Origin of the sequence: Leifsonia sp. 2MCAF36 (assembly GCF_052115525.1) — a bacterium.
Classification (GTDB): Bacteria; Actinomycetota; Actinomycetes; order Actinomycetales; family Microbacteriaceae; genus Leifsonia.
Window position 1 is genome coordinate 63,366 of sequence record NZ_JBFRGV010000008.1, and the last position, 11,960, is coordinate 75,325.

An 11,960-nucleotide genomic window follows, 5' to 3' on the forward strand; every position below is an offset into this window, starting at 1 on the left:
GAACACGATAGAAAGAGTGCAGTTGTACATTGCACCATCATGTTGTTTGATAGTTGAGTCACTCGACGCAACGGAGCAAGAGGAAAGGGACGGCATGACCGCCAGGAGAAGATGGGCCGGCTTGATCGCCGCCGCCGTGACAGCAGGGCTGCTGCTGTCCGGCTGCGCTGGTGCAGAAAACGCCCCCAAGGGAGACAGCGCCGCAGGAGGAGAGCCCGTCAAGGGCGGCACCGTTCACATGCTCCAGAACGCCGACTTCTCGTACCTCGACCCGGCCCGCGGCTGGGACGGCGGAGTGAACGCGTTCTACCGGCTGCTCTACCGCGGCCTCACCATGCAGGCCGCCGGCGACGCGAAGGACCCGAACGCGATCGTCCCGGACCTCGCGGCGGCGCTCGGAAAGCCGTCCTCGGACGGCCTGACCTGGACATACAAGCTCAAGGACGGCCTCAAATTCGACAACGGCAAGCCGATCACTTCTGCCGAAGTCAAGTTCGGTATCTCCCGGGCCTGGGATCCACAGATCGGGATCGGATCGCCATACCTCAAGAACGTCATCGCCGCTCCGGCCGACTACCAGGGGCCGTATGTCTCCGGCGACCTCCCCACCATTGAGACCCCCGACGCCAAGACCGTCGTCTTCCACCTGAAGGCGCCATTCCCGGAGTTCGACAACGTGGTCGCGCAGGCGAATGCGGTGCCCTTCCCGGTCGGGACCGGCGGTGGTGACCAGTTCATCCACACCGTGATCGCATCCGGCCCGTACACGCTCGACAAGTACACGCCGGGCAGCACCATCCGACTGGTCCGCAACAAGAACTGGGACCCGAAGACGGATGACGTGCGCAAGGCGTACCCGGACGTGTGGCAGTTCGACATGGGGATTGACGCCGCGACCATCGAAGAGCGCCTGATCGCCGGTCAGGGCGGGGACGTGGACGCGATCGGGGGGAAGATCAGCGGTGCTGCCCTCCCGCGCATCCAGACCCCTGCGCTCAAAGACCGCACCATCAAAGCGCCCGCTTTCTGCACCACGTACATGTCGATGAACACGACCAAGGCGCCGTTCACCGACGTCCGCGTCCGTCAGGCCGTCAACTGGGCGCTCGACCGCACGACGGTTCAGAACGCGTCGGGCGGCAACCAGCTCGCGGACGCTGCGACGACGATCATCCCGCCCGCGGTCAACGGTCACAAGGATTACGACCTCTACCCCGCGAAGGACGGGAAGCCCGACACGGCGAAGGCCAAGCAGCTGCTCGCTGCAGCCGGCCTTCCGGACGGCTTCCAGTTCACGCTCGACATCCGATCGCAGCCCGCCATGCAGGCGCAGGCCGAAGCGGTGCAGGAGTCGCTGGCCAAGGTCGGTATCACGGTGAACCTCAACGTCATCGACACGTCCATCTACTACGAGACGATCGCGACGCCGTCGCAGCAGCACGACGCGGCCATCACCGGCTGGTGCCCGGACTGGGCCTCCAGCGCGAGCACGTTCATCCCGCCCCTGTTCGCCGGCGCGATGATCACGGACAAGGGCAACCAGAACCTCGCCCAGCTCAACGACCCGAAGGTCAACGCGCGGATCGCCGAGATCCAGGCGATGACCGACACCGACAAGGCCAACAAAGCCTGGGGTGAGCTCGATGAGCAGATCATGAAGCTCGCGCCGATCGCTCCGCTGGTGTTCGAGAACGGGATCTTCCTGCGCGGCAGCAACATCGCCGGCTACCACCCCAGCACCAATATGACGGACCTGACGATCATCGGGTTGAAGGACCCCTCGAAGGGCTGAGCATGACCGTCAACTCGACCATCCTCGAGGTCGAGGCCACGCCGGGAGGCGACCCAGCGCTCGCAAGCGCGCTGGAGTCGCCGCCCGGCTCGGGCCGCAGGCTTCTCCGGGGCTTCCTCTCCGACATCCCGGCGATGCTGTCCACCGCCTACATCGTCATCGTGATCCTGATGGCCGTGTTCGCTCCGCTGATCGTGCAGCTCAGTGGCTGGGGGCCGTATACGTTCGACCAGTCGGCGATCGACCCGAACATGGGCGCCATCCCGAAGGGGGAGTTCGGCGGCATCAGCGCCGAGCACTGGTTCGGGGTCGAGCCGGGCAGCGGCCGCGACATCTTCGCCCGCATCGTCTACGGGGCACGCGTGTCGATGACCGTCGCCCTCTCGGCCACGCTGCTGACCACGTTCCTCGGCGTGCTGTTCGGGCTGCTCGCCGGATACTTCGGCGGCTGGATCGACACCGTCATCTCGCGGGTCATGGAGTTCCTGATGGCCTTCCCGGCGCTCATCTTCATGATCGCGATCCTCTCCGCGCTGCCCTCGGACAACCGGGTGTTCCTGCTCGTCGTCGTCATCTCGCTGTTCGGCTGGCCCTATCTGGCGCGCATCGTGCGATCCCAGACGCTCTCGCTGAAGGAGCGCGAATTCGTGGAGTCCGCCAGGGCCTCGGGAGCGTCCGGCGGGCAGATCGTCTTCCGCGAGATCCTGCCGAACCTGACCTCGACGATCGTCGTCATGGCGACGCTGGCCGTCCCGGGCTACATCGGTACGGAGGCGGGCTTGTCGTTCCTCGGCGTGGGAGTCGTACCGCCCACACCGAGCTGGGGCCAGATGATCGCCTCCGCGGCGCAGTGGTACGCCGTCGACCCGATGTACTTCCTCATCCCCGGCGCGTTCCTCTTCCTGCTGGTCATCTCCTTCACCACCCTGGGTGACCGCATCCGCGCCATCGCAGAGAACACGGAGGTGCGCGCATGATCCGCTTCCTGACCTCGCGCATCGCGGGCATGCTGCTCGTGCTGCTCCTGGTGACGCTGTTCACGTACGTCATCTTCTTCGTGCTCTCACCCGACCCGGCCGTGCAGATCTGCGGCAAGAACTGCACCCCGGAGCGTATCGAGCAGATCCGGTCCAACCTCGGGCTCGACCAACCCTTCTGGACGCAGTTCTGGACGTATCTCTCCGGTCTGTTCAGGGGCCGCGACTACGAGGTGGCCGGCGCCGTCATCCACTGCCCGGCCCCGTGCCTGGGCTACTCGTTCCAGACCGGCCAGCTGGTCAGCGACATGATCGTGCAGCGCCTCCCGATCTCGGCGACGATCGCGATCGGCGCGGCGGTGCTGTGGCTGCTCGGCGGTCTCGTCGGCGGTGTGCTGAGCGCGGTCAAGCAGGGCGGACCGCTCGACCGCTTCTTCGCCGGCCTCACCCTGGGCGCGATGTCGATCCCCAACTACGTGCTGGCGCTGGTGCTCCAGTTCGTGCTGGTGGTCGCGCTCGGCTGGCTGCCCTTCCCGCAGGCGGTGCCGTTCACGGCCAACCCCGGGCAATGGTTCCTCAACTTCCTGATGCCGTGGATCGTGCTCGCTGTGGGCTACGCGGCCGTCTACACGCGGCTCACCAGGGCCAACGTGATCGACACCCTGCAGGAGGACTTCGTGCGCACGGCGCGGGCGAAGGGGCTCAACCCTGCTCTGGTCTGGCGGAGGCACGCGCTTCGCCCCGCGCTCACCCCGATCGTCACGATCTTCGGTATGGACATCGCCGGCCTGCTGGGGGGCGCCGTCATCACCGAGACCGTGTTCGGTCTGAACGGTGTCGGCAAGCTCACCGCCGACTCCATCTCGTCCAACGACCAGCCGGTCATCATGGCGGTGACCCTGCTGTCCGCGTTCTTCGTGATCGTCGGCAACCTCGTCGTCGACCTGCTGTACTCCGCGATCGACCCGCGGGTGCGGACGGCGGCCAGAGCATGAGCGGAGACAGCATGAGTACGAGCGCCACGGACGATCTGCTGCGCGTCGACCACCTGAGTGTCGAGTTCCGCACGGCGGCCGGAGTCGGCCGCGTCGTCGACTCGCTCAGCTTCAGCGTTCCGCGCGGCGGCGCCCTCGGCATCGTCGGCGAGTCGGGCTCCGGCAAGTCGATGACCAGCCTGGGAATCATGGGGCTGCTGCCCAAGGGCGGCACGGCCACCGGCTCCATCGTCTTCGACGGACAGGACCTCCTGACCATCGGCGAGCGCGCGATGAGGCGGGTGCGTGGCGACCGGATCGCGATGATCTTCCAGGACCCCCTGTCGTCGCTCAACCCCTACTACACGGTCGGGACGCAGATCGCCGAGGCCTATCGGTCGCACCGCTCCGGAGTCTCGGCCCGAGCCGCACGCAGGGTGGTGATCGAGGCGATGGAGCGAGTGCACATCCACGACGCGGGCCGCCGGGTCGATCACTACCCGCACCAGTTCTCCGGGGGGATGCGCCAGCGCATCATGATCGCGATGGCCCTGAGCATGGAGCCCGAGCTGATCATCGCCGACGAGCCGACCACCGCGCTCGACGTCACGGTGCAGGCTCAGATCCTCGACCTGCTCGCCGAGATCCGCCGTGACACCGGCGCCGGTCTCATCCTCATCACCCACGACCTCGCCGTGGTCGGCCAGGTCACCGACCGCATCGTGGTGATGCGCAGAGGGCGGATGGTCGAACAGGGCGCCGTGGCAGACGTCTTCAGCGATCCGCAGCACGAGTACACCCGGCGCCTGCTGGATGCCGTGCCACGGATCGACGACGAGATCGGCGAGTTGCGGACGACGGGGATGTCGTTCGCCGGCGTCGGGGAGGAGAACGCGTGAGCGACACCGCACCCTTGTGCCGGGCGACCGGACTGGTGAAGGAGTTCGGGGCCGGCGGGACGATGTTCTCACGCGGCACGCCCTTCCGGGCCGTCGACGACGTCTCCCTGGAGATGCACCGCGGCGAGACGCTGGCGCTCGTGGGCGAGTCCGGCTCGGGCAAGTCGACGACGGCTCGCCTGGTGGCACGCCTGATGGAGCCGACAGCCGGGACGGTCGAGTTCGAGGGCCGGGATGTGACCGCGCTCAGCGGACGGGCGCTCCACTCCTTCCGCAGCGATGTGCAGGTGATCTTCCAGGACCCGTACTCATCGTTGAACCCCCGTCACAGCGTCGAGACGCTGGTCACGGCGCCGCTCGTCTACCAGAAGCGCACGATTCCGGGCGGCGCCCGCGCGTTCACGCGTTCCCTGATGGAGCGGGTCGGCCTGGACCCGGCGCACTCCGACCGCTACCCGTCGCAGTTCTCGGGCGGTCAGGCGCAGCGCATCGGAATCGCACGGGCGCTCGCGGTCAAGCCGAAGCTGGTCATCTGCGACGAGGCGGTCTCGGCGCTCGACGTGTCCGTTCAGGCCCAGGTCATCAACCTGCTCCGGTCGCTGCAGACCGATGAGGGCTTCGGCTACCTCTTCATCGCCCACGATCTCGCGGTCGTCCGGCAGATCGCGACGCGCGTCGCGGTGATGAGCCAGGGCCGCATAGTGGAGACCGGGGACCGGGACCAGATCTTCTCGAACCCTCAGCACGACTACACCCGGACCCTGCTGGCGGCCGTGCCCCGCATCGATCCGGAGTGGGATGCGCGGCGCCGCGAAGCACAGCGCTCGCGCGAGGCTGTGGGCCGCGAGTCCGTGGGTGTCGACGCGTGATGACGACGGAGTACAACCTCCCGGGCATCCGGGTCAGCGAGGCGGATGTGAACGTCCCCCTCGACTGGGCGGACCCGGACGGCCGGACGATCACCGTGTTCGTGCGGGAGCTCGTCGACCCGGACCAGGCTGGCGACGACCTCCCGCTGCTCACGTACCTCCAGGGGGGTCCCGGGGGTGCGAATCCGCGCCCCCTCCGGCGCGACGGCTGGATCGACGAGGCGCTGCGCCACTACCGGGTCGTGCTCGTCGACCAGCGCGGGACGGGACGCAGCACACCGTTGGAGGCGGCGGACATCGCGCCGCTCGGGGCGCGGGCCGGCGCCGACCTGCTCGCCCTGTTCCGTGCGGACTCGATCGTGCGCGACCTGGAGCAGGTCCGCTCCATGCGCTACGGCGGCCGTCGGTGGGCGACGCTCGCTCAGAGCTACGGCGGCTTCCTCACCCTGACCTACCTCTCACTCGCTCCCGACGCACTCACGGCCTGCTACGTCTGCGGCGGCATCCCGGGAACTCCGCCGCGTGCGGCCGAGGTCTACGCCAGAACGTTCGACCGCGTCGCGACCAAGACCGCCGAACTGTACCGGCAGTACCCGGGCGACGCCGAGGCGATCGCGCGGATCGCCGACGTCCTCGCCTCGGGTGACACCTACCTCCCGGACGGCGACCTGCTGACCGTCCGCCGCTTCCAGTCGCTGGGCATCGACCTGGGGATGAAGCCGGGCCGCGAACGCCTGCACTGGCTCGCCGAGAAGGCTTTCGCGCGTCCCGGCCGGCTGTCGACGGGGTTCCTCCAGGATGCGATGACGTTGACGTCCAGCGCGGCGAATCCGCTGTTCTGGACGCTGCAGGAGTCGATCTACGGCGATCCCACCAGCGGCCCGGCAGCCTGGGCGGCTCAGCGTGAGCGCGAGCGCCGGCCCGAGTTCGAAGAGGACACGCGGCCGCTGGTTTTCACGGGCGAGATGGCCTTCCCGTGGATGTTCGACGAGGTGCGCCTGCTGCGCGGATTCCGGGATGCGGTGCATGTGCTGGCCGAGCGTACCGAGTGGAGCCCGCTCTACGACGCAGAGCGCCTCGCGGCGAACGAGGTCCCGCTCGCGGCGGCGGTCTACTTCGACGACATGTACGTCGACGCGCAGCTGCAGCTGGACTCGCTGTCCCGCATCGGCAACTCGCAGTACTGGGTCACCAACGAATTCGAGCACGACGGCATCGGATCCGGCCGGACGTTCACCGCGCTGCGGGAGTTGGTCCGCGATCGCGGTGGCGAACGACGAGAGGGAGAGAACGAATGACCGCACCGCACGACCACGCCACGGCCACGCGACCGCCGTACGCGGGCACGCGTTACCCGCGCCTGGCGCAGATCCCTGCGTTCACGGACTTCGTCTCGACGGGGTGGGAGGACGTCCCGGCGTACCCGGCCCTGCCGGAGGGCACTGCCGCGGCGGCGGCGGCGCATCGCAGCCGGCTGAGTGCGGCGTACCCGGGCCGGACCATCGTCGTCGCGGCGGGCATCGCGCCGATCCGGAACGACGACGCCGCGTACGGCTTCCGCGCCGACAGCAGCTTCGTCTGGCTGACCGGCTGTCAGGTGGAGGGTGCGGTCCTGGTGCTCTGGGCGGCTCCCGGCGGTCACGACGCCGTGCTGTACCTGCCGCGTCCGTTCCGGCCAGGCGACACGGGCTTCTTCGCGGATGCCGCCCACGGCGAGCTCTGGGTCGGCCCCTCCGCGGGCCTCCCCGAGTGGGCGGACGCCCTCGGCGTGGCGGTGGAACCTCTGGACGGTCTGGAGCAGCGCCACGGCGATCTGCGTGACGCGCACGCCGCGCGGTCGGCAGCGCACCTGGCGTCGGCGGTCGGCGCGGAGGTCTCGACGGAGCTGGAGCGCACCCTCTCCGCGCTGCGCATGGTCAAGGACGAGTGGGAGGTCGCACAACTCCGCAGCGCGATCGACGCCACGGTCGGCGGATTCGCCGCCGTCATGTCGGAGGTTCCGCGCGCGATCGGCGACGGGTTGGGCGAGCGCTGGCTGCAGGGCACCTTCGACCGGCACGCGCGCACCTTCGGAAACGGACCCGGTTACTCCACCATCGTCGGCTCCGGACCGCACGCGCCGATCCTGCACTGGGTTCGCTGCGACGGACCGGTGCTGCCGGATGCCGCGCTGCTGCTCGACATGGGAGTGGAGGCGCGCTCCCTGTACACCGCAGACGTGACGCGCACCGTCCCGGCGAGCGGCACCTTCAGCCCGGCCCAGCGTGACGTGCACGACCTGGTCGAGAAGGCGCACCGCGCGGGCCTCGACCGCATCCGCCCCGGGGTGCCCTATCTCGACTTCCACTTCGCGGCGATGGAGGTCGTCGCGCAGGGCCTGCACGACTGGGGGCTCCTCCCGGTATCGGTCGATGAGGCACTTTCTCCGGAGGGCCAGCAGCACCGCCGGTACCTCGCCTGCGGCATCGGCCACCACCTCGGCCTCGACGTCCACGACTGCAGCCAGGCGCAGTACGAGGACTACATGGGCGCTGACCTCGTACCGGGAGTGGTGATGACCGTCGAGCCCGGTCTGTACTTCCACGCGCACGATCTGACGGTGCCGCCGGAGCTGCGCGGCATCGGCGTGCGCCTGGAGGACGACGTGCTCGTGACGGACACCGGCTCGGAGGTGCTTTCGGGGGCCCTGCCGATCGACGCCGCTGGTGTCGAGGCCTGGGCGAGAACGCACCTGGGGTCCGGCTCGTGACGGCCCGCACCGCTGCGCGCGTACATCCGTTCGCGCTCGACGAGGTCCGCCTCGGCGACGGCAGCGTCTTCGCACGGGCGCGAGAGCAGATGCTCCACCTCGCCCGCGTCTACCCGGTCGACCGGCTGCTGGCGGTGTTCCGTGCGAACGCGGGCCTGGACACGCGCGGCGCTGCGGCGCCCGGCGCGTGGGAGGACTTCGGGCATCCCAACGAGGAGCCGTGGGGGGAGCGTGACTACCCCGGGCGCGAGGCCGCCCAGACAGCCAATCTGCTTCGCGGGCACTATGCCGGCCATTTCCTCTCGATGCTGGCGATGGCGGCGGCGGGCGAGAACGACCCGGCGCTGCGTGCGAAGGTCTCCGAGCTCGTCGCCGGACTGGCGGAGGTGCAACGGGCGCTCGCCGCGACCGGCCGCTACTCGCACCCCGGCTTCCTCGCCGCCTACGGCGAGTGGCAGTTCTCCCGGCTCGAGGACTTCGCGCCCTACGGCGAGATCTGGGCTCCCTATTACACCTGCCACAAGATCATGGCGGGTCTCCTCGACGCGTGGGAGCTGACCGGCGAACGGCAGGCGCTCGACGTGGCGACGGCAATGGGTCACTGGGTGTCGTCACGCCTCGGCCGGCTGGACGACGAGCGGCGGCAGCGGATGTGGTCGCTCTACATCGCCGGGGAGTTCGGGGGCATGAACGAGACGATGGCCCGGCTCAGCGTCGCGGCGGGGGAGCCGCTGTTCCTGGAGACGGCGCGGATGTTCGACCAGCGTGAGCTGCTCTCCGCCGGCGCTGAACGACGCGACATCCTGGATGGCATGCACGCGAACCAGCACCTGCCACAGCTCATCGGCTACGTGCAGGAGTACGAGCTCACGGGCGACCGCAGGTACCTCGACGCCGCGATCGGCATCTGGGATCAGGTCGTCCCCGGCCGGATGTACGCTCACGGCGGCACCGGCGAGAGTGAGCTGTGGGGGCCGGCCGACACTGTCGCCGGTGACATCGGCCACCGCAACGCCGAGACCTGCGCGACCTACAACCTGCTGAAGCTGGCACGCCTGCTGTTCCAGCACACGCTGGAGCCGCGCTACATGGAGTACTACGAACGGGGAGTGCTCAACCACATCCTCGGCTCACGGCGCGATATCGCGTCGGACACCAGCCCCGAGGTCACGTACATGTTCCCGGTCCACCCGGGCGCCCTGCCAGAGTTCGACAACACGGGCACCTGCTGTGGGGGGACCGGACTCGAGAACCACGTGAAGTACCAGGACACGGTCTTCTTCCGCGGCGACGGACCGGACGCGGACCTGTGGGTGAACCTCTACACCGACGCCGAGCTGGACTGGCGCGATCGCGGTCTGCGGGTGCGCCTGGAGAGCGGGCTGCCGTTCTCGGGTACGGTCCGCCTCGCCGTCGGGCGGACCGACGGCGGCACCGGCACGGTGAAGATGGCGCTGAATCTCCGCATCCCGGGCTGGGTCATCGGCTCGGCGACCGCATCCATTTCCGGGCGTCCGGTACCGCTGGATGCGGAATCGGGAGGCTACGCGACCGCCCGTCACGACTGGTGTCCCGGCGACGTTCTCACCCTGCAGCTGCCGCTCGGCCTGCGTGCCACCGGGACCATCGACGACCCGCGCCTCCAGTCGGTGAGCTTCGGGCCGAGCGTGCTGGTCGCGCGGTCGGAGAGCACGACGACCATCGAGGCCGCTGTGGCCCGACGGCGCATGCTCGACGGGACGATCCTCGCCGATACCCGCCGTGACGCTGACGGTATTGCCGCGGACCTCGAGTCGACGGGAGGCGTCGTGGTGGCCGGCCTGCGCTTCGAGCCGGTCTGGATCGGATCGGTCGAGCGTTATCACCTGTACGTCCGCGCGGCGGATGCCACCGTGGGCTTCGGGGGAGCGGACACAGGCGTTCCCGCTCGCCGGCGTGCGGACGGCAGCACAGTGCTCGACGACCTCTGGGCCGAGCCGGAACCCCGCACCCGGGCGGAATTCCTGACCCGCGCCCTCGCGTCGGTACGAGCGGCCCGCAGGGACGGCCTGCTGGGCGGCGCCGAGGCGTGCACGGTGCTTCGCGCGGCGCTCGGAGCGGACCTGACCCCGGACCGGCACGTGGCCTCCGGTACGGACGAGGAGAGGTGGGCCGCGGCCGACATCGCGGCCTGGATCGACGAACCCGACGACATTGCGGCTCCCCCGTCGGTCGAGATCGTCGTGAGCCCCGAGCCGTCCCCGTCCGGCTGGTACACCACCTCTCCGCAGGTCGAGGTGCGGGCCACTGCGTGGGATGACGACGCCGTCGCCGCCTTCGTGGAAGTCCGCATCGGCGACGGGGAATGGCGGCCGTACCGCGCGCCCGTCCCGGTCGAGTACGACGGGGAGGTGCGGGTATCCGCCCGCGCGACCACGGCCTCCGGACTGACCGGCTCGGCGTCGCGGACGCTGGAGATCGACACGGAGCCGCCGCTGACCGAGGCGAGGGTGAAGTCGCTCGGATCGGGCGTCGAGATCTCCTTCGCCGCGAGCGACGGGGTATCGGGGGTCGAGCGTATCCAGTGGCAGGGCGACGGCACCTTCTGGGCTACTTTCCAGGAGGCCTTTGTGCGCACGCTGACCGACCACGAGCAGGTCATCGAGTACGCAGCCACCGACCGGGCCGGAAACGAGGAACCGCGGCGCCGCCTGGTGCTCCCGCTCCGACCCGCCGAAAGGTAGACGAATGGCAGAAAGCCTTACTACAATTGCAATTGCACGATACGAAACAGCTGGAGAACCGATGACCGATCGCAAGCCGTGGCACGGCGTGAACCTCGCCACCACCCTCCCGTTCACCCCGGATTTCGCGGTCGATTACGACGCGTACGCCGAGCACGTTCGGTTCACGACATCCAACGGGGTGACGGGCATCATCCCCAACGGCTCCCTGGGCGAGTACCAGACCCTCACAGAGGACGAGCGCAAGCGCGTCTACCTCACAGCTGTCGAGGCCGCCCCCGAAGATGTCGCGGTGATCCCCGGCGTCGGCGGGTACGGAGCCCTCGAGTGCGTTCGCCTCGCCGAGCACGCGGCCGAGCAGGGAGCTCCCGCGGTCATGCTGCTCCCGCCGAACGCCTACCGCGCGAGCGACGACGAGGTCGTCGACCACTTCCGTCGCGTCGCCGCCGTCGGCCTGCCTGTCCTCGCCTACAACAACCCCATCGACACCAAGGTCGACCTGCGCCCAGAGCTGCTCGCTCGCCTCCACTCCGAGGGCCTGATCGTCTCGGTCAAAGAGTTCTCGGGCGACGTGCGGCACGCCTACGAGATCCGCGAGCTCGCCCCGGGGCTCGATATCTCGATCGGGTCCGACGACGTCGTCCTGGAGTTGGGCATCAACGGCGCGGTCGGCTGGGTGGCCGGCTACCCCAACGCGATCCCCGCCGCGACCGTCGAGCTCTATACCCTGTCGACGTCGGGTGACCCGGCCGACTGGGCGAAGGCCCGCGATATCTACCGCGACCTGCACCCACTACTGCGCTGGGACTCGAAAGTCTGGTTCGTCCAGGCCATCAAACTCTCCCAGGAGGTCGCCGGGGTCGCCCCCGGCGGCATCACGACCCGGCCGCCGCGCCTCCCGCTTCCCGAGGATGTGCGCTCGCGTATCATCGCCGACACCGAGGCCGTTCTGGCCAAGGGCTACCGCTGACCAGAAG

General features: G+C 69.0%; 9 protein-coding genes. All 9 read left to right on the forward strand.

What is annotated here, in order from left to right:
• The first annotated feature begins 94 nt into the window (after positions 1–94).
• A complete protein-coding gene (locus AB4079_RS13260; RefSeq protein WP_441787776.1) occupies positions 95–1,792 on the forward strand; it encodes an ABC transporter substrate-binding protein in 1,698 nt (565 codons plus the stop codon).
• A gap of 2 nt (positions 1,793–1,794) precedes the next feature.
• A complete protein-coding gene (locus AB4079_RS13265) occupies positions 1,795–2,769 on the forward strand; it encodes an ABC transporter permease (RefSeq protein ID WP_441787777.1) in 975 nt (324 codons plus the stop codon).
• Entirely contained in the window at positions 2,766–3,764 is a 999-nt protein-coding gene (locus tag AB4079_RS13270; RefSeq protein WP_441787778.1) for an ABC transporter permease, read from the forward strand. Before AB4079_RS13265 ends, AB4079_RS13270 begins: the two co-directional genes overlap by 4 nt.
• An 11-nt stretch (positions 3,765–3,775) precedes the next feature.
• Positions 3,776–4,642, forward strand: a complete 867-nt coding sequence (locus AB4079_RS13275; RefSeq protein ID WP_441787779.1) for an ABC transporter ATP-binding protein — start codon at positions 3,776–3,778, stop codon at positions 4,640–4,642.
• Positions 4,639–5,511: an ATP-binding cassette domain-containing protein gene (locus AB4079_RS13280; RefSeq protein ID WP_441787780.1), complete on the forward strand. Its 873-nt coding sequence runs from the start codon at positions 4,639–4,641 to the stop codon at positions 5,509–5,511. Before AB4079_RS13275 ends, AB4079_RS13280 begins: the two co-directional genes overlap by 4 nt.
• Entirely contained in the window at positions 5,511–6,809 is a 1,299-nt protein-coding gene (locus AB4079_RS13285; RefSeq protein WP_441787943.1) for an alpha/beta fold hydrolase, read from the forward strand. The genes AB4079_RS13280 and AB4079_RS13285 overlap by 1 nt, the downstream gene beginning before the upstream one ends.
• Positions 6,806–8,260: an aminopeptidase P family protein gene (locus AB4079_RS13290; protein ID WP_441787781.1), complete on the forward strand. Its 1,455-nt coding sequence runs from the start codon at positions 6,806–6,808 to the stop codon at positions 8,258–8,260. The genes AB4079_RS13285 and AB4079_RS13290 overlap by 4 nt, the downstream gene beginning before the upstream one ends.
• Entirely contained in the window at positions 8,257–10,983 is a 2,727-nt protein-coding gene (locus tag AB4079_RS13295) for a beta-L-arabinofuranosidase domain-containing protein (RefSeq protein ID WP_441787782.1), read from the forward strand. Before AB4079_RS13290 ends, AB4079_RS13295 begins: the two co-directional genes overlap by 4 nt.
• Positions 10,984–11,044: 61 nt before the next feature.
• Entirely contained in the window at positions 11,045–11,953 is a 909-nt protein-coding gene (locus AB4079_RS13300) for a dihydrodipicolinate synthase family protein (RefSeq protein WP_441787783.1), read from the forward strand.
• Positions 11,954–11,960 lie beyond the last annotated feature (7 nt).

Excerpts from the sequence above, each read along its gene's own strand:
- AB4079_RS13265 (WP_441787777.1), top strand. The coding sequence starts at position 1,795 with ATGACCGTCAACTCGACCATCCTCGAGGTCGAGGCCACGCCGGGAGGC.
- AB4079_RS13300 (WP_441787783.1), top strand. The coding sequence starts at position 11,045 with ATGACCGATCGCAAGCCGTGGCACGGCGTGAACCTCGCCACCACCCTC.
- AB4079_RS13260 (WP_441787776.1), top strand. The coding sequence starts at position 95 with ATGACCGCCAGGAGAAGATGGGCCGGCTTGATCGCCGCCGCCGTGACA.
- AB4079_RS13275 (WP_441787779.1), top strand. The coding sequence starts at position 3,776 with ATGAGTACGAGCGCCACGGACGATCTGCTGCGCGTCGACCACCTGAGT.
- AB4079_RS13270 (WP_441787778.1), top strand. The coding sequence starts at position 2,766 with ATGATCCGCTTCCTGACCTCGCGCATCGCGGGCATGCTGCTCGTGCTG.
- AB4079_RS13290 (WP_441787781.1), top strand. The coding sequence starts at position 6,806 with ATGACCGCACCGCACGACCACGCCACGGCCACGCGACCGCCGTACGCG.
- AB4079_RS13285 (WP_441787943.1), top strand. The coding sequence starts at position 5,511 with ATGACGACGGAGTACAACCTCCCGGGCATCCGGGTCAGCGAGGCGGAT.